We start from the raw sequence: 25,962 nt of genomic DNA on the forward strand, positions 1-25,962 counted from the left end.
CGTCATTACGTTAGCTTCTTTAATAAAGCCTGTAGCTCTCGTATAGCCTGCTGCTTGGCCTGTATCTGTCGGCGGTATTGAAACCAGGCAATAGTTCGGCCCATTAAGAAAGCCAGACTCAGCAGTAGCAGCATTTCGGTGAGCGCAACCCATGGGCTTAACGAATTCATGGCAGTAGCTGGCTGACGTCTTTTGATTCACCACGGCGCATCTGTTCCTGCCACAGGCGGAGTTCATGCCAGCGTCCTTCGGCCGCTAACATAGCCTGCCTGGGCCAGGTGACGGGGTCATAGGTGTGTAACAGGGGGCCACGCTCGGCCAGCACCCGACGAACGGTGGTTACGGGCGTATCAGCTAATTGAGCAAACCGAAACACACCAATGTCATTCAGAATAGCCTCGGCTTTGGGGTTAATACCCGCAATTTCTTTTAGGTCATCCCGGCCAGGCGTCACTATGAAGACTTCCTCAACGTCCGGCTCTATAATCTGGCAGGCTTCAAGCTCAGCTTCTAACAATTGACGTTCATCTGTCAATTGTGTCAGCTGCCGTTTATATCGTTCCCGAAAGATCAGATAAGCCAGCACTGCCGTTCCCTGAAGCATGAGAAAGTGCAGCAGGCTAGCGTCTTCGAGGTGATACGGATTTAAATCGAACATACGAGCGTCGGTCTATGACCAGCGTTACCCGTCGGTTGGCTTCGCGGCCTTCGGGCAGGGCGTTGGGCGCAATAGGGTTTTTGTCACCCATCGCTACCAGGGTAAAGCGTCGACTGGGTAAGCCTTGCGGCATCAGTTGATCCCGTACCGCCATCGCCCGTGCCCGCGACAGCCGGAGGTTGCCCGCGACCGTACCCACGCTATCTGTATGGCCTGTGATACGGAGCCGCTCTTTAGGATGAGCACGCAGAAAAACAACAGCCTCATGGGTAAACCGTTCATTATCGGGTGTGTGAATGAACTCTGTGCTTCCCGTCGGAAAATACAACTGAAGCGGGTGAAACAGGTTGATGTATTTTTGGTGCCTGGCCAGCCACTCTGCATTAATTACTATTGACTGAAAGGCAAACGACAGGGCGTTGGTTGAATCACGAATAAAGGTTAGTACTTCGGAGGGTTTACCCCAGGTTTTTACCTGATCATCAGGCACACCGGTGTTGAGCAGGTAATCCCGCACCGCGTGCGCCCGTACCAACCCAAGATTCGTTACGAGCGTCTGTTGGCTCTCGGCTGGGGTGTGGTAGCCCGTCACAACGAGCAGCCGACGAGGGTTGCGTTTCAGGTAACCGGCCAGCGTGTCGAGGGCTGACCGATTACCCAGCGGACGCAGGCTACTTTGAGATTGATGGAACAGACCGCCCGGCAGACGCAGGCGAAGCTGCTTACCGTCGATGATATTGACATGTGGTAATATGCGTTCGGCAGATAATCGAATGCGTTTGATGTAGAACAGGTGTACCAGAACAGCCCCCGTTACCCAAACGCTCAGAAACGCCCACCACATCCATAGCCTGCTCATACCATCTCCTTAACTGTTAACCGGCCAGCTCGCGTCATACTTGGCAGTCCCAATGTCAATCTTCTCGGCCGTAATCGAAATATCGGCACTGAAATTCATGGACCCAGCCGGCTGAAAGCCTTCTTTGTAACTGGTGATATAGCCGTTTTTGAAATCGACTGTTCGAAAGACACCGTCTTTGCCTGACTGCCAGAATTCTATCTTGCCATCAATAGCTTTATTCTGGGCATTGATCATTGTATCAATCAAATTTTCATTCTGCGTAATCTCAACGGTCAACGCCATGTCACCGGCCCGTACAGCCGACGAAGGACGGCCTTTCTGATCATAATCTCGCGAGAACGATGTGCCAAAGCTCAGCACATCAAATTTATTATTACCGATGGTAAGGGTGGATGTAAACCCTACATCTGCTGCTCCAGCTGGCATATTCGTATCTGATTAGTGTGTTAAGAGTTATTTTTTGACAGGCCAACGTTGATCGAGTACGGCCGTCTGAACCGTTATTTTTTCGGCCGATAGTGTAAGCGAGCAAGTGTATGCATTGCCGGCTGCAGAAAATGACTCGCTGTAGCTGACTATGTAGGCATTCTCAAACTCGATCTTGCGCGTTACACCGTCATCACCTGCATCCGTAAACTCAAGGGCTCCTTTTTCGTAAGGTTTATTCTGCGAGTTGACCATGTTTTCAATCAGTTTAGACTGATCGGTCACTTCTACAGTAAACGAAAATTGTCCACCCATTACGTGACTGGAAGGGCGCCCTTTTACATCGACACTTCGCGAGAAGCCAATGTCTCCGCCCAGAATGTCAAATTTTTCGTTACCGAGCGTAATTACACTTGAATAAGGCATCGTGTTGTTTGAATTAAGAGTTAGAAATTGGTTGTTTTAATACAGAGGCACAGAGTAAGAGAGTGTTGATGTAGAGCTAATATCGGCTTAACAACTTTCTATGCTCCGTGCCTCTGTATTTGAAAAATTAAACCTGACCGTAGTCAGAGACCCACTCGGGGTTTTCTACGTCATCGCCACGGCGGCCGTCGAGCCGGATGACAAAACTCTTGGCGGGAAAGTATGGCGTCAGCCGGATGTCGAGATAGATGCGGTCTTTCACCTTGTCGTCACGCTCCAGGCGCATGATGCGGAACTGATCAATCAGCTTGTTAGGGCCTTTGATACTGTCGAGGAAACCGGCAATCTGCCGGCGCAGGTCGGCTTCGATGAGTGAATTCCAGTTTTCGAACGCCCGGCGGTTGAGAAAGTCAAACAATACCTTCACGATGTAGTCGAATACGCGTACGACCGAGTACGTCTGCAAGCCAATGTTATCACCATTGAAGAGCGTTTTGCTTCCGAAGGCCATTACCCGGCCGTACTCGTCAATCATTGGAACCAGGTTAAGCCGCTCGACAGCCGACAGTTCACTCTTACGCAGTGGGAACCGTACGCCCGGTGCTTCGTTCATGCCACCGTGCTTTTTACCTGCCGTTACCTGTGACATCAGCGTATAATAAATTTTACCAGCTAGGGCAGCGGAGGGTGGCACGTAGAGGTGCTCAGCCTCACCCACTTCAGCTACTTTGCTACGCCCAACGAGCCAGTTGCAGGTCATTACTACGCTGGAGCGGAACAGTTCAGCTCCTGTCATGTTGGCTGTGCTAAATAAATCGATTACGTCGTCAGAGCTTTCCAGGTCAGCGAAGTCGGTGAAGAGCGTAACCTTGTTCGCGTGGGCAATTTTAGCCCATTTCTCCAGTACTGCATTAGACCCCATGAAACCCGGCACAACGAGCAGCGAGTAGTTCTGCCGAAGGTCGAGCCGATCGTAATTTTGCTTCAGTTCATTCGCAACATGGTCGATAAAGCGGGGGTTGTCGAGGTCGGTGAGCTGGTCGAAATCAGCATTCATTACTGATACGTTCGACAGCTTATCAGTTTCAGTATTTTTAAAGAACAACGATAGCGCCCGGTAACTCGTTTCGAGCTCGCGAATCGTTTCGAGGGCTCTCAACAAATTTTTCTGCAGGTTTTGCTCTACTTCGGCGGCTTTCTTGTTGGCCGTGTCGAGCATGTCATTCTGATTATTTGACGAGTTAAGTACCTCGATCCAGAGCTTGAGTTTTTCTCTCAGCACCGCCCGGTCGTTGACTTTCGTCTCGTCGCCGAGGTAGATTTTTTTGCGGGCTTTGCGGTCGGGGTTGAGGTTCTGCGAATTATCGATAAAACTTTCGATAAATGCATAGCCACCGAAGGCCGACAGGGCACCCAAACCGGGCAGGGTGGTCGTACGGCTAACGGCCGATGAGGGCCGGGCATCGGCCTTTGTCTGCGGAACGGTTGGTTCGCTTTCCATAAGAAGGTCTTAAATGAGTAAATTAAGGGTTCTGCAAGAGTTATTACTTAGGCGTCGGCCTTGTCGGTTTCCTCAAGTTCAGCTACAAGGGCTTGTAGCGTTTCGATGAGTGCGGCTTTCGTGTCGGGGTTGCTAAGGGCGGTTTGCAGAATGCGATGGCCTTGTAGTCGCCGACCGATCTGAGTGTACTCCTGATACTGGGCATCCGCCGAGCGAAGGAACGGGCTACGGGCGACCATTTCCTTTACTCGGAAATCGGCCACGCTGCGAAACTGCATAGTTTCTTTTACGGGCATACCGTCGATCGATTCCATTTCGACTTCCACCTCTGGTTTAAAGTGGTCAAATACTGCTTCGACAGTTTTCAGACCGTACACAACTTCCGGGTTGACGGGCGCTTCCTGGGTAAGTTTCTGGGCAAGCAGCGTTCGGTTGAAGGGAATATTGGCAATACCCTCCGCTGCTTCAGGCTTTATTTCATTACCACCAATTTCGAAGTCAAACATATCCTTGTCGCGTTATTTTTAAGTTTACCAAAACTATGGACAAGCCTGTAAGCGAACAAGTTATATAGTCTAGCGACTAGGGCAATTTCAAACAAATGGTACCTTTTTCTGCTCCCGTAGATTTATCACTGTAACCAGTGTTTATCCACAAATGAATAAATAAAAGTTAATTACTATTTTGATAAATTAATTTGCCAGGTTGGCTCACTTGTTTGCTCGTTCCAGCCAACGATTAAGACTAGCCCTTTTTGTAGCTGGCCTGAAATAATTAATCGAGAAATTGGCCGGCGTAATTGATTGCGTATAATACCCGCCAATGGACGAGCACCATATTGTGGGGTGTAGCCCTGCAAAGCCAGTTGTCGTCGGGCTTCATCCGTTACGATCAGTTCAATTCCCTGCTGTTGAAGACTTTTGTGCAGATGGGCTAGTTGAATATCAAATATGTGAATCACGTTTTTTTCCTGGATTGGCGAGAACGGAATAATCTCTGTGATACGAGCCAGAAATTCCGGCCTAAACTGGCTAGTCATACGTGACATTAACTGCTGTGAGGTAGGCATCCGCCCAGACTGAAACTCGTCACTAATCCACTCACTGCCAATGTTAGAGGTAAAAATGAGCAGTGCATTAGTAAAGTCGCCTTCCTTACCCAATTTATCGTGAAGCCTCCCTTCGTCCATGATTTGTAAGAACACATCAAAAACTGAGTGATGTGCTTTCTCGATTTCATCAAACAGCACAACCGAATAGGGCTGCTTGCGAATCTTGTTGACTAGTAGCCCACCCTCTTCGTATCCCACATAACCGGGAGGTGCGCCATAAAGCAGCGCTGCTGAATGCTCCTCTTTAAACTCTGACATATCGAAGCGAATCAGCGCTCGCTCGTCGTTGAACAGAAAATCAGCGAGCGACTTTGATAATTCGGTTTTTCCTGTCCCCGTTGGCCCTAGCAAAAAGAATGAGCCAATTGGCTGCCCAGCCCTCTGTAATCCGCTGCGCGATTCCAGAACAGCATCGGATAAAGCGTGCAGGGCATGGTCCTGCCCAACGACCCGGCGCTGCAGAAAACTTTCCATCGAGAGGAGACGCTCTTTTTCCTGCACCTGTACTTTACCCATTGGGATGCCGGTTTTATGAGCCACTACTGCTGCTAAGTCGTGAGTTGATACGAAGGCTTCATGCTGCCGGGCTAATTCAAGAATGCGAGTCAGCTTACGCATAATATAATCATGGTATGCGTCGGCGGTTTCAAGTTCGGCGGGATCGTTTTCATCTTCCCACTGCCCCAGCAGAACCGGGCTAACCTGGTGTTGCAACATAGTATCCAGCCAGCGGTATTCGGCCAGGGCATCTTCAGGAATCAGGTTCTGCGCTTGAAGTGCACGAACGTCAGCTTCAAGTTGCGTTAGTTCACTCACTGATGTTTCAAGGGCCATCCGCACGGCTGCCATCGTCCGATCGAGCAGATCAAGCGCAGAGTCTGGCAAACGACGTTCTTTACTATACCGTCGGGCCAAGCGTACGCTAGTTGAAATTACGTCAGGCTGAATGGAGAGCTGATGGTGGTGCTCGTAGGCCGTTACCAGTCCGCGCATCATTCGCTCAGCCATGATCTCGGTCGGTTCTCCCACCGTCAATAATTCAAACCGGCGGCTTAAAGCCTGATCGGGTTCGATGAGTTTACGATACTCTTCGGGGGTTGTCGCGCCAATTACAGTTAATTCACCACGGGCCAGTTCGGGCTTCAGCAGGTTGGCGATGCCGTTACCAGCCGATCCTTTCGGATCAAGCAGCATGTGGATTTCGTCGATGAATAAGATACACCGCTCATACTGCTTAACGTCTTTAATAACGGTCTTAAGACGATCTTCTACCTCACCTTTGTACGATGCACCAGCAATGAGCGCGCCAGGGTCAAGTTCGATCAGAACGGCGTTTTTCAAACGGGTGGGCACCAATCCGGCCACGATCTGTTGAGCCAACCCGTCGATCAGAGCGGTTTTACCCACGCCGGGATCGCCAACGACCATTACGTTGGGCTTGCTGCGTCGACCCAGAATTTCGAGCACTGTCCGCATTTCCTGTTTGCGGCCAATGACTGGATCAAGCTTACCTATGCGAGCCTGTGCCGTTTTATCAACACAATATTTAGGCGGGACCTTAGGCATCACCTGACCCGTCTGTCTATTTGCGGCCTGCCCGTTGGTAGACGGAACTGACAAATCACGCAGGAAACGGTCAAGTAAATCCCGCTCTTGTAAGGGCAGCGATCGTAGTTGGTTGGCGGTGAAACCAATGCCCGGTTTAGTGAGGGCCGCTAATACACAGATGATTTCAATATAATCAAGCCCCAGTTTGATGCGCAGAAAATCAGCTTCCGTCAGTACCCGGTCTACGGACTCATCGTGATCAGGCTCGGTTAGTAAATGTGCCGATCGAGGCAGTTCTTCCATCCACACGTCGGTCCAGTCAAATATATAAGTTACATCTTGGTGAAGAGCGGTGAGCAAAGCAGCGCCCCCCACATCGTCGTGTAGAACCGCACGCAGCAGGTGCGTAGCCGAAACCGCATCGTTATGGTATTCACGAGCCAGGGCGCGCGCGATGTGCAGGGCCTTTTCGACCGAATCGTGTAATGGTAGCTGGCGCATATCTTATAGGTTTAAGCAGGTTATCGAAAGAGGTCCTCGCTGATCCAGTAATAGGTACGCTCATTAGATGTAAACCTGCTGTTGCGGAAAGTCGGGATGCGCTGAAAATAGTCACGCCGCTCGCGCAGCAGGTAAAGTACTTGGCTGAGTAACGCGTCAGAAACTTCGGTGCGACTACTGATCTGATTAATTACGATGCGTTTTAACAGCGGGTTGGTAACAGGCAGATCGAGCAGCCGAACCAGCACCTGATCTAACGTAATTGATTCGTCGGGCGACAGGCCTACCGCTTCCATTACCCTTCGGCACTGCCGGTGCAATCGCTGCCGGTCGGCGAATGAAGTCGGGTCAATATCATCGCCACTAAGCTGTTGCAGTAGCTGGGCAACACCGTCATATTCATCGATTGGTAGCAGGGCGGTATACTTCCAGCGTGGACCATCTTTCAGGGCTAAGGGTGTATAAGCCCGCATTAGGTATGGGTATGCTGCCAGCGGCATTAGCGGAACTGCGTCGGCAGGCAGAGCAACGCCTGCCGACGCGTAGACCGGTGATAGACGCGGATTAACCCGGTCGCTCAACGGTATGAGTTGATCAAATGTGCTTTCTAAAGCCGTCAGTACTGCCTGCGATTCATGAGCCACTTGCTTGAACAGGCTGTCAGTGGCCGCGTATAGCTCCCGAAATGGCAGCACTTGGTTTTTACGGGGAAACAGTATCCAACTGGGTACCATACTACGCTCAGGGTATGCAAGCTGATAAACGTTGCGATCACCCAATTTTAGATTGAACTCGTTAGTGAGCGTTACCATATCGGGCCGTACTAGCCGATTCTTCTTTATATCACTACTGTGGCTGGCAATTTGTAGCGCTAATTCCCGTGAATGAATTACGAAATTATTTGATATATCTCCTGGTGCTGCATGAACCTGAAACGATAGTAATCGACATTCTGTCTGCTTCAGCGCATTAACGATTTGGTTGCCGCTACTGATCGATTGTAGGTCACCGTTGATACCCACCAGAACCAAAATGTTATTCTCACCAGGATGATCAGCAAACATAGCCAGTGCCTTAATAAGGCCTAGTCGGATACCTTTTGCTTCATTCATCGCGGAGGGGGTACTCGGTGGAGCATCTTTCCGTAATTCGTTCAGCAAATACGTTGAATTGGTAGTTAGTGGAATAGAGCCGACAGCTCCGCGTACGATCGTTGTTCGATTGTAGCCCCTGTCCGTATCCTGTCGCCGGAAACCATCATACACTACCGCCCCTACCCGCAGATCGATAGTTTGGGTAGTGTCTTGAGCCAGTTGAGTAACCGTAAATTGAATGGTATTGAGCAGCTCGCCCCAGTAAGGGTGCATGGCTGAGCTACCTTCAATCACGTAAATCAGATTGAACCGATTGCTACGTTCGGTAACGTCATCGAGTGTCTGCGGGTCGATGGGTTTTCCTAGTACGTTAAGAACAAGAGCGCGTCGTCGTTCAACCAGCGGAATCTGCACGTTAGTCAGAACAATACGCCCGCTATCACGCGTAATTAGCTGATTGGTGATAGGGAATTTAGCCCCCAGCCGATTCCACGACACAGCTGGAAAATACCTGTTTACTATTGTTGAATCCTTTTTCTGGCGTTGAGCCGTAGCCAGCGACCGGTACATCGGCACCGGTTCATAGGGGAAGCGGACCGTGTCAGCTTCGAGAAATAGACGCTGTCCAATGGGCTGCACCAATTCGATGGGCATCCAGCCCATGAGCACCTGTTTGATGCTGTCGGTCGGAAACCACGACGCCCGGCCAATAAGCGCCTGTCGACGTGTTTCAGACAATTTATACAGGTAGGCTAATTCGTAGAGTTTCATCCGCTCCTTCATTGAAACCTGCTGGCCGGGGCCGGCAAAGAGCCGCACGGAGTCGTTCGAGAAATAACGGTCGGGATTGGTTAGCAATTCGGGTTTAGCCAGTACCGCACTGATGATCTGCGGGCGGTTTTGCTCACCCGATCGACTGCTAAAATTGGTCAGCAAAAAATGGTCCTTGGGGGCCCAGCCATAGTAGACTACCGCCTTACGATTGGTGATAACACGCCGAGAAATTTTGTTCCCGATAGGCAGAGCAGGATCGTACTTTATCAACTTGAGATAGCCCTTGCGCTCTTTTAGCACATAGAACGCATCCATAAAGTTCGCTTTACGAAAAGGTGTCGTCGCATTGGTGCTCTGAAACGTATTGTTATTATTTCGGTCTGAGAATACGATCCAGGGCAATCCGCCGGGCGGTTGCAAACTGCTGTTAATACTTTCGTTAATAACGCCGACATTCCCTTTCGGCACACCACTTATGGCAATAGGAACCAGATTGGCGGGCTGCCGGGCAATACGGAGAAAGAATGGTAACTGCGCCCACGCCGATCCAGACGCTCCAAACCCACCAACCATAAGCAACAGCCGGAATAGAGGTAACAAACGGTGAATGATTAACATGTTCATCATTTATGCTGGGTAACGTCGAGCCGTACGACGCAGGATGTTAGCGTATCTGATGCGATAGATACGGCATCAATACGCACCCCCCGGTCGAACTGGAGACCCATACAGTATGAATAAAAATCGTTGGCTTTCGTGCCATTTGTGCGCACAAGGGTGTTATTGTGATTACAGAGGTACTTTTGGAGTAAGTAATTATAATTGTTGTTGAACGGGCGCCCGTCAGCAATGAACTGAAGCCGCTGACGGATATCACCACTAATTAAATCCAGAGAATCGATTGGAGGGTCAAATTTGTTGTAGCCTCGGTAAATCGTCACCTGCTGCTGGATCGGGTACTTAGTTACATCGGTCATCAATTCGACCGTGTAGCGCCGGGGACGCCCATAATTCTCCTCTCTGGGGTAGCTGTAAATGGCCGTTTGTTCGCGCGAATCAACCTGACCACTGGCGCCAAACCGCCACGTAAACTGTTTGGCTTGACCACCCACCGCCGTAAATACCAGTTTTTCTTCTTCGAAGCCCGATTTAGGGCCCTGAATGCGTACGATCGCATTTTCGCTATTACTGACAGGTTTGGGTTTGATAACTACTGTAAACGTTTTCGATGTACTCTCATTAACCGTCAGACGAATTAGGTAGGTGCCAGGCTTGAAATATGTAAATAGGCCTTTTTCGCGCCGTGCCTCCTGCCCATTACCAAATTCCCAGTGCCAGTCTTCAGCCTGCATAGTACTATCGACGTAGCGGATGGGTTGTCCTACTACCTGCTGAAGTGGGTAAATACTGGCTTGAATTTTGGGCTCATCTGTGTAAGCGTACAAACCCAGCAAGGCTACCGTAGCCAGTAAAAATGTCCGTGCTGACAAGGTTAATTTGCTGTTCATACTGATCAACGATGCCCGGAGTTGGAGGTAGCCGGTACGGGAGTAGCAGTTACCGAGCCAGGAAATAAACCCACGCTACAATCGTCAAGCTGCTTCTGAAATAAGCTAATATTAGACTGCTTACTCCAAGCCACTTTTTTATCATCGTACATCATTTTATAGAAGTCCGCTATCTGCGCGAACGCCCGGAAGCGAGTGCCGTCAGCCTGCGGAGCCGACAGTCGGCGGATTTCGTTTAATTGCTCCTCAATGTCAACTTCCACAAAAATGGCGTTCACCTCGGGCTTATAGGCTACAATTGCACGGTAAGCCGAATCTAGCAGAGACAGATTATTCATCTGGCTTTTTAGCATCTGCTCTTTACCTCGAATATAATTTGACAGGTAGTTAGCTTCGGTGCGAGAATAGGCCTGATGGCGAAAGACAATCAAACTTACTAATAACGTCAGCAGGCTGATAGCTGTCAATAAGTATAGGAATTGCAGCCGCCGTTCGCGCATGGCCAGTCGAAAAAAAGTATTCATAGTTTTCCTAAGTGTTAATGCTCCGGTTACCGGCGCTGCCGGTGCTGTTCTACGGCTCGGTCTAGGCAATTTCTAAGGTCTTCACGCAGATCACTTTCCTGACTTATAGCCCGATTAAGCGAGTCTTTCACGAGTAACATTTCGTTGATATGACTCAGCAGTTGGTTATAAACGCCAAAGTATTTCTGAGTTCGCTGCTCCCGGCTGACTTTTTTAATGAATTCTTCCTTCTTTTTAGTAATCAGTCGTTGCATCTGCCGATCGTTCTGAATCTGACTGGTATTCAGTATACTCATATACGCATAAAGGGAATCAACTTTATCAGCCAGGGATGCGTCAAGGATGAGATAATGATCGACAGCCTCTTTTTGCCGAATTAATTGTATGGCTTGCCGTTCACTTGTGCGCTGACAGGAATATACACAAGCACTTGTGGCTATTAGCAACCCGATAAACCATACTAAAAACCGGTTAAACGCCTGGCTGATCTCTTGATGATTTAGTGATTTCATTTGATTTGCACTATGGTACTACCATAAAACCTAAGTAACTTGTTGAAGGAACGACACCTTTTCTAACTATGAATCAGACTAATGCCACTCTATCTCCATACTTTCTTGACCTGCTTGATGTGGACTTCAGAGCTGAAATTCTAGCAGCTTCACTAGCTGACCAGCAGGTACCTCCTGAACGCATTGTCATTAACCCGACAGGTCTCTACAGCCGAGCTTACTCCAAGGATATTCAAGACGTTAGCGACTGGTTACTTGAAGGCTCAGAGTTTATTTATAATCGTATCGATACACCCCGTGAGGGACTGTTTGATATGTTGCCACATTATCTGTTCTTTAGCCCTAAAGACCCGGCTGGTTTTGAGAACACCGACAAAATCCTTAATGGCCTCCGTTATGATCGTGAGCAGGAGCGGCAAGCCCGGCTATTTTTTCTGCCTTTCGATACTGAATTTAATTATCTTCGTACTCTCTCGGTTCACTATGATAATTCTGTCGAACACTTAAGCGGGGCCGCCACTCTTATAAATCAGTTTGCTGAGTATTGGCCTATTATAAACGACATGACTCTGATACAGGCTGGTATCTTCTTGCAGATTCTTCCGTGGCTGCATCAACTGCGTAGCAACCTCGACTGGTTCAGCCGGTTTCTACAACTTTTCATCGATGCACCCGTCCGGATTACAGTTGGACAGTATCACCAACAATACACCTGCACCGAGGGCCTTCCTACCCTATCAAATAGCCGGCTGGGTATCGACGCCATACTGGGTGACCGCTTTGAAGACAGCGGAGATATTCATCTCGTTATAGGCCCCGTGCCGGATGTTCGCATCGCCAATTTCCTTCCTCATACTAAAATACGTACTCTATTGCAGAATCTAATTGGTTATTTTTTGCCGGTTTCAACGGAGGTAATGATCTCCATCGACACCTTTCCCCCCGCACCCGATACACCCCGCCCTACTATTTCATACCTAGGTTTCAACACATTTCTTTAAGACATTATCGCTCCTTGTTAGCCGGTGGCGGATTTGTTATAGGAGTAGACGGTTCACTAAGAGCTGTATGGTATTCTAAATAGTTATTCTTTGTGGCTTCATCGATGAACGTCGTACAGCCATCCGGCTCAACAATCAGGTAGTGAATCTGCTCTGACACTGTACCACCGTTTTTCCGGCTAATTACGTATTGGTAAACAGTCGGTCCTGTGGGGGTAACTAAGCTGTCGGGCCATACAAAATCAGATTGCTGCGCTACATCTTCGTGTATCAGTGTTGGTATGATACGGATACCAAGTCGCGCTGGATTAGGTACCGCTATCGGACGGCCATTTGCTGGCATAGGACTGCTTCCCTGATAGCCTTTGGGCATTGACTTAGAGAAGCTGTGCTCAGTCGACGAGTCGGCCTTCACCAAGGCAATACTTCGTAATTCGTACAGTTTACGGTTATATTCAATCACCGTTTCAAGGGGCAGGTCCGTTGATTTTTGTTCTGCCGACGGGCGTTTGTAAAAACCTTTTGTACCGACTACTGGCTCACTACGGCACGTTCGCTCAAGTTCATCGGTACGACTGGTGAATACCGAATAGAAAAAATAACTACCGCTATCTGGCTGAATAAGTTGATTAGGCCATGGCAGTTGAGTATCCTTCGTTGTTTTTTCGTAGATCAGCTTATTACCCGGTAGTGTGTAAAGCTGAAACACATACTGTTCGCCTTCTGTGTATACGGGCGATCCACTGCGCCATCGAAATGTCACCCGGTTACTAGCCCCTATTTCGTACAGGCTAGGCTGGGTCGTATCTAGTATTGGAGCATAACAGATAGGGGTCGGCACGACTGGTGGCTGCACAGTTTTTTTCCAACGGCGTACGGGCGAAAAACGGTAGGAGACAGTTGTCTGCACTCCTACCGTTTTAACGCTTGTCTGATTCTGCGTAAAAAAGCCACTCTGGGTAATCTGATTATAGCTAAGCGAACTGAGCGTTCCATTAGCCATTACACCTATACTTAATTGAGTGGTTAATTGATACTGCAATCCGGCGAAGGCAATAGCTCCCCACCGGCCACGCTGATCGTTTGGCGTTATATACGCCACTATTAGACCGCTTGGTGAGCCTTCTTGGTCTTCAGGGTATATGTAAGTCCCCAGTACTGGTGCGTCATTATAGAACACCCCGCCCCTCAATTCAACGTTTAACGAAAGCCGATCAACAATTGGGAACGATAGTGACGGGCCGACAGTCAGCATAAAACTGTGCAACGAGGTCAGCGGCAGAACACGAGGGTTATTGGTTTGCGGAATAGAAAGGTCGTCGCGATAATCTTCGCTGACGGCTAGATTCTGGTAACCCAGCAAGACACCAAACCCCAGCTTGCTACCGAAAAAATAATCGGCAGCCAGACTGGCGTGTATGCCCCGTGTGAGATACAGTTTCCGGTAGCCCTGCTGAGAGTTGACGTTATAACCAGCATAGCCAGTTAGCCGCCACCGCGCTAAGTAAGATGAACCAACCGTGCTGGGCTGCATCAGCATTAGACTATTGTTTGCTAAAGTCAGCGAATCTTGTGCATTCAGCCGCCCTGCACTCGCAAGTATACTCATTAAGAGTATAAACCCTAGACGTTTCTGCATAGTGTCCTTTCTAAACGTTAAATGAGGGAGTGTCCAGAAAAAGCCTGTAGGGCATCACTTGTCCCGACCGTTGAACCAGTTTCTGCTGCAAACCCTCCAGCACTACCTTCCATTCCTCTGGTGACAATGCACTGTCGCTGGCTGGGTGCAGCGTAATGTCTATTGTCCGAATTAGCCCTTCTTTCTGCGTTAGTCCAATGGCCACACCCTTACTGATTGTTACAGACGCCAGTAACGTACCCAACTCGTAATGAAAAAAAGAACGGACATCCTCCTGCGTCACCAGTCTCTGATGGGTCATCAGTGCATAACGGTAGGTCTGCACCTGGTGCATTGCCGACGGTCGGTTACGTCCACCTGTGGTACCGGTCAGGAATCGAATACTATCGCTATGGATACTATTCGTGTTAAAGGGCTGTAACATTGTACCTGCAGGAATACGGTTAGCCAGTTCACAGTTAGTCGTCCAAAAATTGACCTGCATAGTGTCGCCCTCCTCGTAAGGCTTGAATAATACATATTGGTTCAGCGCAATAGGGGGCGTTGGAGTTGTCTGCACTTTGCGTTGTAGCTGTTCGAGTTGTTCCTGCAATTGTGTCAGCAGTAGGCGTACTGTATCTTGTCCATAAACTGCAAATGCTACTGACTCATCGCGTAATAATTCAAGCAGAAAGGACAGATTCTCTCTGGCATTTCGAACGTCGAACCGTTCAACGCCCCCTCGTCGGATGACATAGCTGCCTTCGCTGATATGGTCTGCCTGATGAGCGGGGAAAGGCGTGAATATACGTTCCTTACTGTCTATGACCGTTTTCACCATTAATAGTGTCTCAAACGGTCCTGTTCGCAGCGGCAGGAGGTTAAAATTGACCGTTGTGCGGTAAAGTATTTTATTCTCCCTTCGGTTCAGCACTGGAAAGGCATTCAGGTCGATGATTATTTTTTCTAGTACGGTTTGGTCAAACGGAGTTGGAAACACAACTTTTAGCCACAACAACCCGTCGTTTAGAGGCTCTAGACTCTTCACCCCAAACGCGTCTACGAACTCATCTGGATAAGATTGACGGCTGGTTTCAAGCTGACTGTCGGCCGATTGAGTAATATGTATGAATCGCAATTGGTAGGTTTGCCGAATGTCAGCTTCCAACTGATAGTTAATATCGTACTCCGTCAACAATTGTGCTGGCCCATCGGCTATGCGCTGATTGAGATGTTCGTAGCCCGGTCCTGTCACGGTTCTAAGTAACGACCCATGCAAATACCAGTTGCTAAGTTTAAGCAGTGGAAACAGAGGGATTGCATCGACATCGGCGGGCCAATTGAAAAAGAAGTTGACCCGGTCAAGAGATTCAACTCCTGGGTTCAGTTCCAGTCCGATCCAAAGTGTCTGAGATGGAATAGCATTGCCCGGCAGGGTCTGCGCCACCAGCCGTTTACCCAACTGAGGGTGAATAGCATGCAGATGTGACCCGGCAGCCAAATAAACAACCCGGCCGTCGACTAATCGTAACGAATCAACAGGCGAAAAAATGAGGTCGCGTACGCTGTCAATTTCGCCCATTAATTGCGACGCATATTTCTGCTGGTAGAGAAAACTCTGGCTAAAAGTCAATTCAAAAACGGGTTCGATTGGGTGCGCCTGCATGATGGCGTGCGCTGGGCGTGGTATGGTCAGCAGGTCAGGCGTGAGCAGGTCAGCCAGCCGTTCCAGCACGCGTACTTCCGAACCTATAAACTCATTGCTTATTTTATGAACTTCATTAGCCAACGTATCGATCAGCATCCGCACAAATGAATCGAGCGCATTCAAGTCATGCACTCCCCACATCTGAATCAGATGCAACAGCAACCGCTGCTGGATAGCCTCCTTGGTGTAAAAAGACCGCTGGTCACTTAGGCCCATAATAAATAAATTGACAAATGGATATAGTTTAACGAACTAGCGCATCGACAACTGTCCCAAGTAAAGTTTAGTAGTGAAGTGAAAGGGCTCCTGTGTGGCGTTAAGCATTGCGTCAACCGTTACCACGACTGCCTGCTGGAAGTCATCGGGCAAAGGTTTGATCTGATGTTCGACGGCAAGAAACTGAACACTCACATGGGGGGCGCGCAGGCGCGGTTCATGACGTCGAATAGCGGCTTCGAACGAATCGCACAATTCGCTCGTCCATTCACTATAGCTGATATTTCGATCGAAGACGAGATCCCATATTTTACAACCAAATGTACGATCACTACGCAGTTCACCATATTGCGTATAGAGCAGTAAGTAGAGTACTTGGGCAATGGATGTTCCTGCACCGCAGGTAGGTAGCTCGCGACCCGCCATTAGCAGGCCAAGCCGAATCGGCAGTTGATAAAATGAGTGATTCACAGCAGGTTACAAAGAGAAAAGGTCCTTATATCACAAATGCTAACCAATAAACAAATTTGGTTGATAATGGACAAGTCTTTTCTTACATTCGGCATGCTTAATCCTGACGTCGGATTTTAGTCTAATTCTGGCTTTCTGAAGATCGATCTGGCAGGCTTTCGTACATCTCTTTTTCACCATGCCGGTCTACTCCATTATTACAGAAACCACATTGCTCATCGACGGTAAACGTATCTCCACGTTCCACTCGCTGACTTTGCAACAGTCGATCCATACGACACACGAATTCCGGGTCATATTTGAGCATGACGTTGTTGAGGAACTGGTGACCCTTTTTCCTGATCAACTCGATCAGTTACACCGAAAAAATCTTGACCTGACCATTAAAGGTGACCCATCGACACCACCACTGGAGTTCAAAGGCGTCATTACCCAAGCCGAATTGCGGCAACAGGACGACGGTTACTGGGGGCGCCTAATCATAAAGGGCCACGGCCATTGCGAAGCGCTGCGGACGGTACCCGGCACACAGACCTTTACCGATAAACCCATCGCAGATATTGCCACAGCAAGTCTAAGTATATATCAGCACCCTAAAAAAGTAACGGCTCCGCTTGGTCCTAATACCTTGCCCTTCTGCGTACGCTACAATGAGTCGATCTGGAACTTTCTTAAGCGACTAGCCTACGATTTTGGAGCCTGGTTTTATTACGACGGGGGCCAACTCCAGTTTACCAAAACGCCGGGTACAAATTCATCGCTGCCCCTGACTTTTGGCAGCAACTTGATCCAGTTCCGGTCGGGGGTACGTGCAGCTTCGACCTACCTCAAACACTACGATTACCTGCCGGAAGAAGATAAGCGGCTAGAAACCGAATCGGCCCAGGATGAACTACCCTATGGTAAACCAGAAAATGAGGGTACGATCAACCCACATCCGGCCAAAGTTGCAGCTGATATGACTCCCTACCGGGATAACCGCAAGACTGCACTAGCTGCGGAAGAAAAATATATGGAAGGCCAGGCTCGCGTGCCAGGTCTATTTCCCGGTTGCAAAATCATCGTCAAAGATGCGTCGACAGGCAAGGGTGGGCAATCGGCCCCCTATCTGGTCACTGATGTGGTACATTATATCACAGGCGTTGGACAGTATCATAATCAGTTCCGAGCCATTCCCGCCGATGTAGTATCGATGCCGGTACGAAAGCTAGTTCGGCCGATGGCACAAACACAGATTGGTGAAGTGGTCGATAATAAAGATCCAAAAGGGATGGGCCGGGTTAAGGTGAGATTGCTTTGGATGAAAGAAGCACAGACTACGCCCTTTATCCGCATGACGCTGCCTCACTTTGGCCTGCACAAAGACAATAAAAAAACGCGTGGTTTTCAGTTTGTACCGACTATTGGCGATCAGGTGATGGTTGGTTTTGAATATAATAACCCTGAACGGCCATTCGTTATCGGGGCGCTACCACACGGCAAAAATAGCGCTATCGACACCAGCAAACCCGAAGAGGAAAAGCACATCAGCGTTGGTAGCGGGAGTACGCTGACATTCATCGAAAAACCTTCAGTGAGAGAGATCCACTTGCAGGTAGACGACAAGAACTTCGTGAAAATTTCGGTGACAAGCGGAAACGGTACTATCACGGTTCAGTCATCCAAAGACATCCTCATTAAAGCAACCAGCAAGGTAACGGTAGAAGCCCCCCAGATTGACTTGATAGGCACAACTGTAAAAATTGAAGCCAAGCAAGCGGTGAGTATCAAAGGGGCGCAGATCAAAATCGAAGCGACTGGTGCAATGAACGTCAAAGGCAGTATGACCGACGTAGAAGGCACCGGAACAATGAACGTCAAAAGCTCGGGCATTACTACAGTTAAAGGAAGTATGGTAATGATTAACTAAACGGCTTGCCTTATAGAGTTTATGCTAACTAACCCGTTGCTCATCTTGTGTTGTTTATCTAAACTAAGACAGCAATAATTTATAAGTCATAACCATTTGTCTTTCATTGCGACGAGTCCGCTAAGCCAGCGTATTGCGGTGCTGGAGAGGCACTGGCAGGCCTTTCGCCGAAGGCCACAGACCCTGTGTCGTTGGGTGTTTGCGCCCAGTGAAGACTGGTTGCTTTTACTGTTCCTGCAGGAACAGGCGGGGATAAACGCCGTGTCCAATGATATTTTCATCACGCTTCGCACCCCACTCCAGTCCTGGCAAACGTATTTCGAACAAGTCTTTATTGAATTGACAGAACTGGTTCAGCACGATCAGACTCTGCTCAATCAGCATGGGTTATCAGTTGACGTTTCAGTTGACTCAAACTGGGTGGGGCTGGATGCTGTATCGAGGCTTGTGAAGTATCTCTATCTATTTATCCGGAAGCTATCAGCTTATACTGATGGCGCGCTGGTGCTTTGTCTGTTACCCGACTCGATTAATTCCGATACTACACTGGAACCGGTCCTGACGGCCCTACTGCAGCGCAACCTGCCACCTGACCTACGACTGTTAGTCTCAGACACAGTTGGAGTAGAACGGCTGGCAAGGGTGTGCAACCGGTTTCGAACTAATTGCTACAGTACTACCGTCGATATGCAATTGCAGAAAGTAACCCGGCAACTAGCTGCCCTAGGGCCACCAACGAGCCCCGACGTAAAGTTCCGGCAATGGCACGCCGAACTAACCAATGCTCTTTACCAGCGTAATCTCCAAGATGTGCAATATTTCGCTAATAATTGCCTATTAATTTGCAGTCAGGAAAACTGGACGACGCTTGGTGGCAGTGTTCAACTCTCAGTCGCCTATGCCTACACCGATCACCATCGATTTGAGGAAGCTTTAACTTGTTACAATCAGGTGATTGAGCAAATGGAACAACTGTACCAAGATGGTGATGTGGCGTCTGGCCAGTTGAGCATCATGGCTTGGTTGGGCGCGGGCGGGATATACAATAAATTACGGCAACGGCCGAGGGCCATTGACTATTATCAGCGGGCTAGTGACCGGGCTGAAGCCTTGCAGGACTGGCTGCTAGCAATAGAAAGTTGCCGTCGGTTGAGTATCGCTCACGCAGAGGCTGGCAATACAAAAGCGTCGGAGGCCTGCTACCAACGGCTGTTTAACTTGGCAAGCAATTTGCCACCGACACAGCGCAGTGCTGCTCGACTAACTGAGATTGGCACCCTTTACTGGCAGCAGTTGGCAACAGCTGCCAGGCGGCATAAAGCCGATGAACAACTGGTACAATTACTTGGTCCCAACTGGCGTCGAACGTCTGATAACCGATGATTCCCTCACCCGTCTTCCACACTGGCCTGCGTCGGTTACTGTACCCAGCTCACACCCGGGCTCTACCAGCCGAAAGTAACACGGCCGTCCAGTTAGAAGAATTATTAAACCAGATCGACCTAACAGTCACTGACTACCAGACGCTACCTACTATGCACCGAACACTCGATGGCCGGGCCGTTGATGTAGCGACGGGTGAAGTTGTCCTTTCTGTAACTGATGTTACCACTTCCGGACCGGTACCATTTTGTTGGGGGCGGATCTGGCGATCCAATTACTTAGCGGGCGGGTCGGTGGGTAACGGCTGGCGACATTCGTACGATTATGTGTTGCTGGAAGATCAGCGGAGTCGGCAGGTCGTCATTCGTACTCCCGATAACCGGGCTGTGGTATTTCCGCTGCTGATGGATGGTGAATCGTCACTCAATCGATATGAAAAATTCCGGCTCGATCGCGATGCGCTTGGCTACCGACTTCAACAGGCCGACGGGCTGCGCTACAGGTTCGCTGCTAGCTCCAGCGGGAGCTCGTTCCGTCTGGTAGCCATCGAGCAGGCGGGGGTAGCATACTGTATTCAGCTTTCGTACAATCAATTAGGCCACTTAATACGGGTTAGCGATAGTGGTCAGCGCATAATTGAGGTGACAACCAACGCGCATGGGTTTATCAACCAGTTAACCCTAATGGCAACCGACACCACGCAGCAACGCCTGACATTAGTTTTATATCGTTATGACGATGAACATAATTTGATTGAAGCCGCTGTAACAGACCGCCACACGATCCAGTATCACTATAGGCAGCAACGTATCGTCCGTCTGAGTGACGTCCTACGCAGAGAGATTTTCTTCAGTTATGCAAAAATTGACAACCAGTTTCGGTGTACTGAAGTCCGGCAGGAAGTAGAGCGTTACGTTAGGCAGTTTCGCTATTTTGTTGACGAAGGACGCACACTGATTACTGATGAAGCCGGAAATAATCGGCAGTATATTCATGAAGCAGGTACTGTCCAGCAATTTATGAGCGCCGAAGGTCGACAGCGTATCTGGTTTCATAATGAATACAACGAACTATTAAGCGAGCAGGGGCCCCAAGGCAATACAACTTTTTTTTCTTACGATGCTCGAGGTAACCTGACGCAAGCCTCCTGGCCCGATGGGGGGACGATAGTCATGACATACGATGACAGTAATCAGCTACGCACCCTGACTGACCGGGCCGGTGGAGTTTGGCAGTGGTCCTACGACCAGGCTGGGCGATTGCTGTCGTGCATCGATCCGGCTGGCGCCGAAACTGGTTTTTCTTATAATTCAGTAGGGCTGCTCATTAGGCGGCAAATTAATGGGCAATTAGTGGAATGGGATTACGATGCATCATCTAATCCGATCCGGCAGATTACCGCAACCAGGCAGACGACTTGGACATATGACGTGCTTGGACGACTTACGTTCGCTCGTTTGTCGACGCAGGATAAGCCTTTGTACCCAGTTGATCCAGCTTTGATAGAACCGCCTAAAACATCGTTACCTAACCCATACCAGCCAGTTTATGATGCAGATGGGCTGCTGATTCGACTACGACGTGATCGGCTTAACTGGCTGTTTATTCGCGATGTGTCTGGTGCTATTCGTGAATATGGACGTTCGGATGGGTTGTCGTCTCGTTTCCATTATGACGCGGCCGGCCGGCTGACCGAAGTGCTGTTTGACGATGGAAGTTGGTTTCACTATACCTACCGCCCTGACGGCTGGCTGATTGAAGCGACATCTCCTACGACACAGGTACGGTTCGAACGAGATACACAGGGACGAGTTTTGCTAGAAATCGCGAATCTGTATACGATCCAAACTGAGTATGGCCAGACAGGAAACCGTGTTAGTCAACAATCGTCGAGCCAGTCTCCTGTCCTGTATGAATACGATGTGCGGATGCAGTTAAGCCGGATAACGTACTCTGCCGGATCTTTTGTAATTACGTATGATCGACAAGGACGGCCTATCGAGCAACTGTGGCCGGGCGGGTTACGTAGTAGACGACAGTACGATGCCGGAACACGCCCGGTTAGTCAGTCAATTTATTGGGACAGTCAGTTGCAGGCGGGCCGGTTTCAGACGTATAGCTGGGTTAGATCTCAACCTGTTCGGGTACAGGATAATCGTTTCGGTACGGTCGAGCTGCGGTACGATAAAGCGGGAGAAGTGGTTGAAGCAGTTTGTTCTGCAGGCTGGATCGAGCGGTGGGTAGCGGATCGACACGCTTATCAGCAACGTTTACTTCGCCCCGCGCTCGATATAGCCCAACTTGGCTGGCAGCAGATTTCCGTAGGAGGGATGCGGTTTTATTACGACACAGAGGGCTACCTGCGTGAGAAACAAGTTGCCGGACGGATTTGGCATTTTCACTGGCACCAGTCAGGGTTACTGGAGCGCGTAGTGCGACCTGATAAGCAGAATATTTCGTTTAGCTATGATGCACTGGGTCGACGAATAGAGCAAATGACGGGAGACCGTACAGTTCGCTGGGCATGGGATGGTCGCCGACTGGCGCGCGAATGGCATCAGTTGGGAAACAGTGATCCCGTGCAGTTGACGTGGTACATGGCAGAAGGGCTTACACCCGTTATGCTTGAGGTCAACGAACAAGTTTACAGCGTTGTATGCAACGACATGGGCCAGCCTTTATCAATGCACAAGCCGTCAGGCGAACTCGTCTGGGAATACGGCTGGTGTCTATTTGGCAAAAAATACGGGCTGGCTGGTCCCAATCACTGGCATTCGTACATTGGTCCTGGTCAATTCAATGTACCAGAGGCCGGGCTGGTTTACGCTGATTTTCTATACTACGACGTCGACACAGGTTTGCCCCTTAGTCCAGAATATTCCAGCCCCGCCGGGTGGGCGCGAGTTGTACGGGAGCCTCCTCACGCACCAGAATCGTATCTTTCCGCTGCCCGATGTATTCGAGTGTACTAAGCTTATTCCAGAGTTTGGTGAATACGCCTAAGAATTGCTCGATAATCATCATTGATCCGCCAATCTGGTGGTGATTATAGTCGTGCTCGAGCAAGCGTAGCAATAGCTCCTCAAATTGCCCTGGCGTCACGTCTGTCCATTCGTAAAAATAGTGCAGCAATTCTTCTTTTTGGCGTGTCGGTAAACAATAAAGGGCCGTATAGATAATGCTGGTCAGGTTAGCGAAATAACCCACCAAAAACACAGGGGGATGCTGATGATCAAGGTTACGGTAGTTGAAAAAAACTGTACCAAGGTAGTCCAGAATACGTGTACATAGTATCTGTACATTACGGGCAATGTCCGACGGCAGTGACTGATCATAAACCTTACGTATGATCTTGAATGAGCTGACCTGAATCTCGTTAAGGCCCCAGCCAAAATTTTTGTAATATTGAATCAGGCGATGGTGGCTGGCAATTGATGCGCAGGGCGGAATGTACTGGCTATCGATCACATAGTGCCCTTCCTGATACACAGCTTTACCGATGATCAGGTGATGTCGCCCCAGATCGTCAGCATTAACCTGCTGCGAAATTACTACCATAAGCTGATAGGCATACTCAGTGTAGGGGTGCCGCAGTGGAGATTCATTTGGATCGGGGTTACCCACTGGTACTTTCTCAAACGGATTGACGACGAGTACAATTTCATAATCCGGTCGATACTGCTCATCGTGTTGCTGGCTGACCGAGAATGAAGCTGTTAATATTGTATATTTCAGCACATCGGGATTAATAGCAATGCGGCAGCCACCCTGCGTAATAGCGTTGCAACGGTAGAGCCGTATCTCTACATGGTTACTGTTTTTCTCAAGCAGATCAAACTCATGCGAAACCGGATTTCCCCGCACAGGAGGCAATAACCCATAATTATAACTAGTCAAGAACAGCGAGGTCGCGTCACGTACCAAATCCTGGACGTAATTATCAGTCTCAACAAAGTGCTGCTGCGACAGCTTCATGCCGTCAGCCCAATTGATAGGCAGGTAACTCTTGGGGAAAAGCATATGGATTAGCTAATTTCTTCGACACGCTTGGCAACGATTAGAGAGTTCTCCTGCAATTTGTTCTGGGCGATAGTCTGTTCAAAATCAATATACGAACGCAATCGGAATAACGACGGTTTGATGCTGTAGAATAGCCAGCCGTACTCGTGTGCTGTGTCGTCAAATATTTGAATGGGATCATTCGGGAATTTGTAATTATAGTCATCAATAAATTTTTGAAACCACAGACCAAATGGTAAGTCGCCCGTCGTACGAGCTTTTACCTTTATAGGAGGTTCTTTCTGACTTGGGTGTTTATGTACTTGTACCTCTAGCAACATAAGCCGATAATAATCAGCGTCTTCCATAACAGTCGCCCCCGAATGACGTGGGTAGTACCAAAGTTTGTAAATCTCGTTAGGTACCTCCGTCATTGCGTTAAACGTGTATGCAAATAGTATTGGCAGGCAGACTGGTAACAGACTTGTAGACGCCCACAGGTCGTATTGGGTACTACCATACTGTATGTTACTCAGATAGTTGAACAGAGGTGTAAATAACAGTACGCCAAAACCTAACACGCTGCCGGTTAGAAATAATACAAACCAGGGCTTAATTTTAAACGATGGGCCCATATCGGTCAATATCCTGTTCAAAAATACGACACCCAACAGCAAGCTAATGATTTGCACAATGATGTAATAAATCGGTATAAATTGCAGGCCGATCAACCCAAACCCACCCGGAACGGTTAGGATTAGAGCACCAATCAGTACTATCAGTAGCAATCGTTTGGTGCTCATCAGGGTATGCTTCTGGTTCAGCCATACTGTTGCAATGAGCATCCCCACTGTCAGCAACAACAGCAGCAAATAACTGACAAGAAAAGACGTAATAGGAAGCATATGATTTGTGACAATAGGTTGGGAGCATTTTCATATGGTCCTGAGGTTTGCCTTAACCACCAATCACTACAGTGGGAAAACCAACTATAATCGTCCCGCCATGCGCCGTCATATCTCCTAGACGGGCCGCTGGTGCCCCGCCAATTAGAACGGTTGCCGAACCTTTAACAATTGAATCAGGCGGACCAACGCAGACTAGTGTATCACCGACGCGAGCCGCTGGTAAATTTCCAATCATAACGGTTGGACAACCAGGACCAGCAATCGGGCCACCCACATGTGGGACTGGTCCAGGTGACATCTGCGGACATGTGTGCATGTCAGTAAGACGGGCTGCAGGTGGCATAGCTAAATTAAGAGTTAGATATAAATTAAAATGTCAAATCAATAAAGTCTGGGTACGGCATTTCAAGCGACTAAACACTTACGATAAGTTGGTGAAACTTTTTTTTTACCATTGTCCATCGACGCCGGGATACAACAATTTCGGTACCACAGGCTAATCGCAGTATTGGCCCACGGTGAGTTAACTGCATTTTTCGGACGAACTTCTGATTGATAACATAATTTTGGTGCACTCTTACAAACTCATCTTCTGGTAGCTGATCGGCATAATGTTTAATAGTGTATGCCATAATCTGTCTGCTGCCGTCGCTCCAGTATAGCCAGCTATAACCACGTACTCCTTTTATCATAATTAGTTCACTTACTGGTTTATTCTGCCAGCCAACTTTAGCATCATTAACTCGCAATAATGAAATGTTACTAGATGTGGGGAGGGTTAGATGTTCTTGGTGAATAGCTAATGTTCTCATAATAAATTTAAGTTAAAAGAGAGGAAACTAATGATAAACTATAACGTAATATTGTATGAGAGAATCGTGTAATTCTAAATTAAAGATGAATAAAACAGGCAAAGATCATTTATATACTATCGCCAAGTTATATAAGCTCTGGATTACCCTTAGTTGTTGAGCCTTAAGTCGATCAGATCCGAGCAGCCAGCGATAAATAAATAGTTCAGATTAAAAAAGGTGGGCTAAAATGTACCTCTATCTACCTTACCTCAATCGATGACAAGCGAAAAAGATTGGTAGAAAAGATTAGTACAGTAATTTGCGCTTGAGAGCCCCCTTGCGCTAACGAAAAACGGCAATGCCAGTAGTTTGTCTCATAATAATAGATGATATAGAGATAGATAACAATATGAAACTTATTACTTTAGTACCGTGTCATGAGATAATAAACTTAATCAAAAAACACAATTATTACTTAATCTACTCATACTATTAGAAGCTGTTTGGGAA

Annotated in this window: 23 protein-coding genes; 4 read left to right on the top strand and 19 right to left on the bottom strand. The window is 48.5% G+C overall.

Features of this window, described 5'->3' with window-relative positions:
* Window positions 1-5: 5 nt before the first annotated feature.
* From HNV11_RS20655 to HNV11_RS20710, 12 genes are all read right to left on the bottom strand, one after another.
* The gene (locus HNV11_RS20655) at window positions 6-170 is read right to left on the bottom strand and encodes a hypothetical protein (RefSeq protein WP_171741466.1); all 165 of its coding nucleotides are present in this window, start codon (window positions 168-170) and stop codon (window positions 6-8) included.
* On the bottom strand, window positions 167-658 hold the full coding sequence (locus HNV11_RS20660; RefSeq protein ID WP_171741467.1) for a hypothetical protein: 492 nt from the start codon (window positions 656-658) through the stop codon (window positions 167-169). Before HNV11_RS20660 ends, HNV11_RS20655 begins: the two co-directional genes overlap by 4 nt.
* On the bottom strand, window positions 621-1,517 hold the full coding sequence (locus HNV11_RS20665) for an OmpA family protein (RefSeq protein WP_171741468.1): 897 nt from the start codon (window positions 1,515-1,517) through the stop codon (window positions 621-623). Before HNV11_RS20665 ends, HNV11_RS20660 begins: the two co-directional genes overlap by 38 nt.
* Before the next feature lie 9 nt (window positions 1,518-1,526).
* Window positions 1,527-1,946, bottom strand: a complete 420-nt coding sequence (gene tssD, locus HNV11_RS20670) for a type VI secretion system tube protein TssD (protein WP_171741469.1) — start codon at window positions 1,944-1,946, stop codon at window positions 1,527-1,529.
* A 27-nt stretch (window positions 1,947-1,973) separates the two neighbouring features.
* Window positions 1,974-2,372, bottom strand: a complete 399-nt coding sequence (gene tssD / locus HNV11_RS20675) for a type VI secretion system tube protein TssD (protein WP_171741470.1) — start codon at window positions 2,370-2,372, stop codon at window positions 1,974-1,976.
* Window positions 2,373-2,499: 127 nt separating this feature from the next.
* Complete coding sequence (locus HNV11_RS20680) at window positions 2,500-3,873, bottom strand: DUF5458 family protein (RefSeq protein ID WP_171741471.1); 1,374 nt, start codon at window positions 3,871-3,873, stop codon at window positions 2,500-2,502.
* A gap of 47 nt (window positions 3,874-3,920) precedes the next feature.
* Entirely contained in the window at window positions 3,921-4,379 is a 459-nt protein-coding gene (locus tag HNV11_RS20685) for a hypothetical protein (protein ID WP_171741472.1), read from the bottom strand.
* Window positions 4,380-4,552: 173 nt separating this feature from the next.
* Complete coding sequence (locus HNV11_RS20690) at window positions 4,553-7,033, bottom strand: ATP-dependent Clp protease ATP-binding subunit (protein WP_171741473.1); 2,481 nt, start codon at window positions 7,031-7,033, stop codon at window positions 4,553-4,555.
* Between the two features lie 20 nt (window positions 7,034-7,053).
* The gene (tssR, locus tag HNV11_RS20695; RefSeq protein ID WP_171741474.1) at window positions 7,054-9,528 is read right to left on the bottom strand and encodes a type VI secretion system protein TssR; all 2,475 of its coding nucleotides are present in this window, start codon (window positions 9,526-9,528) and stop codon (window positions 7,054-7,056) included.
* Complete coding sequence (locus tag HNV11_RS20700) at window positions 9,525-10,409, bottom strand: PKD domain-containing protein (protein WP_171741475.1); 885 nt, start codon at window positions 10,407-10,409, stop codon at window positions 9,525-9,527. The genes tssR and HNV11_RS20700 overlap by 4 nt, the downstream gene beginning before the upstream one ends.
* Before the next feature lie 5 nt (window positions 10,410-10,414).
* Window positions 10,415-10,933: a type VI secretion system TssO gene (gene tssO / locus HNV11_RS20705; RefSeq protein ID WP_171741476.1), complete on the bottom strand. Its 519-nt coding sequence runs from the start codon at window positions 10,931-10,933 to the stop codon at window positions 10,415-10,417.
* Between the two features lie 26 nt (window positions 10,934-10,959).
* Window positions 10,960-11,445: a type VI secretion system TssO gene (locus HNV11_RS20710; RefSeq protein ID WP_171741477.1), complete on the bottom strand. Its 486-nt coding sequence runs from the start codon at window positions 11,443-11,445 to the stop codon at window positions 10,960-10,962.
* 68 nt (window positions 11,446-11,513) lie between these two features.
* On the opposite strand from HNV11_RS20710, the gene HNV11_RS20715 reads away from it, so the two are divergent.
* Entirely contained in the window at window positions 11,514-12,446 is a 933-nt protein-coding gene (locus HNV11_RS20715) for a type VI secretion system baseplate subunit TssG (protein ID WP_171741478.1), read from the top strand.
* Window positions 12,447-12,450: 4 nt separating this feature from the next.
* Here HNV11_RS20715 and HNV11_RS20720 read toward each other — a convergent pair whose 3' ends face one another.
* From HNV11_RS20720 to HNV11_RS20730, 3 genes are read right to left on the bottom strand one after another with little or no spacing between them, the layout of a single operon-like run.
* On the bottom strand, window positions 12,451-14,085 hold the full coding sequence (locus HNV11_RS20720) for a hypothetical protein (protein WP_171741479.1): 1,635 nt from the start codon (window positions 14,083-14,085) through the stop codon (window positions 12,451-12,453).
* A 10-nt stretch (window positions 14,086-14,095) separates the two neighbouring features.
* Window positions 14,096-15,988, bottom strand: a complete 1,893-nt coding sequence (locus tag HNV11_RS20725) for a type VI secretion system baseplate subunit TssF (RefSeq protein WP_171741480.1) — start codon at window positions 15,986-15,988, stop codon at window positions 14,096-14,098.
* Window positions 15,989-16,024: 36 nt separating this feature from the next.
* Entirely contained in the window at window positions 16,025-16,459 is a 435-nt protein-coding gene (locus HNV11_RS20730) for a GPW/gp25 family protein (RefSeq protein WP_171741481.1), read from the bottom strand.
* Between the two features lie 178 nt (window positions 16,460-16,637).
* Between HNV11_RS20730 and HNV11_RS20735 the strand changes: the two genes are divergently transcribed.
* From HNV11_RS20735 to HNV11_RS20745, 3 genes are all read left to right on the top strand, one after another.
* Window positions 16,638-18,368 (top strand): type VI secretion system Vgr family protein, encoded by a 1,731-nt coding sequence (locus tag HNV11_RS20735; RefSeq protein WP_171741482.1) that lies wholly within the window; start codon window positions 16,638-16,640, stop codon window positions 18,366-18,368.
* Window positions 18,369-18,464: 96 nt separating this feature from the next.
* Window positions 18,465-19,751: a tetratricopeptide repeat protein gene (locus HNV11_RS20740; protein WP_171741483.1), complete on the top strand. Its 1,287-nt coding sequence runs from the start codon at window positions 18,465-18,467 to the stop codon at window positions 19,749-19,751.
* Window positions 19,752-19,903: 152 nt separating this feature from the next.
* Entirely contained in the window at window positions 19,904-22,723 is a 2,820-nt protein-coding gene (locus tag HNV11_RS20745; protein WP_171741484.1) for a DUF6531 domain-containing protein, read from the top strand.
* Here the strand turns inward: HNV11_RS20745 and HNV11_RS20750 are convergent.
* From HNV11_RS20750 to HNV11_RS20765, 4 genes are all read right to left on the bottom strand, one after another.
* Window positions 22,617-23,771 (bottom strand): hypothetical protein, encoded by a 1,155-nt coding sequence (locus tag HNV11_RS20750; RefSeq protein WP_171741485.1) that lies wholly within the window; start codon window positions 23,769-23,771, stop codon window positions 22,617-22,619. The genes HNV11_RS20745 and HNV11_RS20750 overlap by 107 nt on opposite strands.
* A gap of 5 nt (window positions 23,772-23,776) precedes the next feature.
* Window positions 23,777-24,655, bottom strand: a complete 879-nt coding sequence (locus tag HNV11_RS20755) for a TssN family type VI secretion system protein (protein WP_171741486.1) — start codon at window positions 24,653-24,655, stop codon at window positions 23,777-23,779.
* Window positions 24,656-24,707: 52 nt separating this feature from the next.
* Entirely contained in the window at window positions 24,708-25,001 is a 294-nt protein-coding gene (locus tag HNV11_RS20760; RefSeq protein WP_171741487.1) for a PAAR domain-containing protein, read from the bottom strand.
* A 70-nt stretch (window positions 25,002-25,071) separates the two neighbouring features.
* Window positions 25,072-25,470 (bottom strand): LytR/AlgR family response regulator transcription factor, encoded by a 399-nt coding sequence (locus HNV11_RS20765; RefSeq protein WP_171741488.1) that lies wholly within the window; start codon window positions 25,468-25,470, stop codon window positions 25,072-25,074.
* Window positions 25,471-25,962 lie beyond the last annotated feature (492 nt).

Origin of the sequence: Spirosoma taeanense, assembly GCF_013127955.1 — a bacterium.
In the GTDB taxonomy this organism is placed as follows: domain Bacteria; phylum Bacteroidota; class Bacteroidia; order Cytophagales; family Spirosomataceae; genus Spirosoma; species Spirosoma taeanense.

Coding starts and splice junctions, on each gene's coding strand:
- HNV11_RS20655 (WP_171741466.1), bottom strand. CDS start 170: ATGAATTCGTTAAGCCCATGGGTTGCGCTCACCGAAATGCTGCTACTG.
- HNV11_RS20660 (WP_171741467.1), bottom strand. CDS start 658: ATGTTCGATTTAAATCCGTATCACCTCGAAGACGCTAGCCTGCTGCAC.
- HNV11_RS20665 (WP_171741468.1), bottom strand. CDS start 1,517: ATGAGCAGGCTATGGATGTGGTGGGCGTTTCTGAGCGTTTGGGTAACG.
- tssD (WP_171741469.1), bottom strand. CDS start 1,946: ATGCCAGCTGGAGCAGCAGATGTAGGGTTTACATCCACCCTTACCATC.
- tssD (WP_171741470.1), bottom strand. CDS start 2,372: ATGCCTTATTCAAGTGTAATTACGCTCGGTAACGAAAAATTTGACATT.
- HNV11_RS20680 (WP_171741471.1), bottom strand. CDS start 3,873: ATGGAAAGCGAACCAACCGTTCCGCAGACAAAGGCCGATGCCCGGCCC.
- HNV11_RS20685 (WP_171741472.1), bottom strand. CDS start 4,379: ATGTTTGACTTCGAAATTGGTGGTAATGAAATAAAGCCTGAAGCAGCG.
- HNV11_RS20690 (WP_171741473.1), bottom strand. CDS start 7,033: ATGCGCCAGCTACCATTACACGATTCGGTCGAAAAGGCCCTGCACATC.
- tssR (WP_171741474.1), bottom strand. CDS start 9,528: ATGATGAACATGTTAATCATTCACCGTTTGTTACCTCTATTCCGGCTG.
- HNV11_RS20700 (WP_171741475.1), bottom strand. CDS start 10,409: ATGAACAGCAAATTAACCTTGTCAGCACGGACATTTTTACTGGCTACG.
- tssO (WP_171741476.1), bottom strand. CDS start 10,933: ATGAATACTTTTTTTCGACTGGCCATGCGCGAACGGCGGCTGCAATTC.
- HNV11_RS20710 (WP_171741477.1), bottom strand. CDS start 11,445: ATGAAATCACTAAATCATCAAGAGATCAGCCAGGCGTTTAACCGGTTT.
- HNV11_RS20715 (WP_171741478.1), top strand. CDS start 11,514: ATGAATCAGACTAATGCCACTCTATCTCCATACTTTCTTGACCTGCTT.
- HNV11_RS20720 (WP_171741479.1), bottom strand. CDS start 14,085: ATGCAGAAACGTCTAGGGTTTATACTCTTAATGAGTATACTTGCGAGT.
- HNV11_RS20725 (WP_171741480.1), bottom strand. CDS start 15,988: ATGGGCCTAAGTGACCAGCGGTCTTTTTACACCAAGGAGGCTATCCAG.
- HNV11_RS20735 (WP_171741482.1), top strand. CDS start 16,638: ATGCCGGTCTACTCCATTATTACAGAAACCACATTGCTCATCGACGGT.
- HNV11_RS20745 (WP_171741484.1), top strand. CDS start 19,904: ATGCACCGAACACTCGATGGCCGGGCCGTTGATGTAGCGACGGGTGAA.
- HNV11_RS20750 (WP_171741485.1), bottom strand. CDS start 23,771: ATGCTTTTCCCCAAGAGTTACCTGCCTATCAATTGGGCTGACGGCATG.
- HNV11_RS20755 (WP_171741486.1), bottom strand. CDS start 24,655: ATGCTTCCTATTACGTCTTTTCTTGTCAGTTATTTGCTGCTGTTGTTG.
- HNV11_RS20760 (WP_171741487.1), bottom strand. CDS start 25,001: ATGCCACCTGCAGCCCGTCTTACTGACATGCACACATGTCCGCAGATG.
- HNV11_RS20765 (WP_171741488.1), bottom strand. CDS start 25,470: ATGAGAACATTAGCTATTCACCAAGAACATCTAACCCTCCCCACATCT.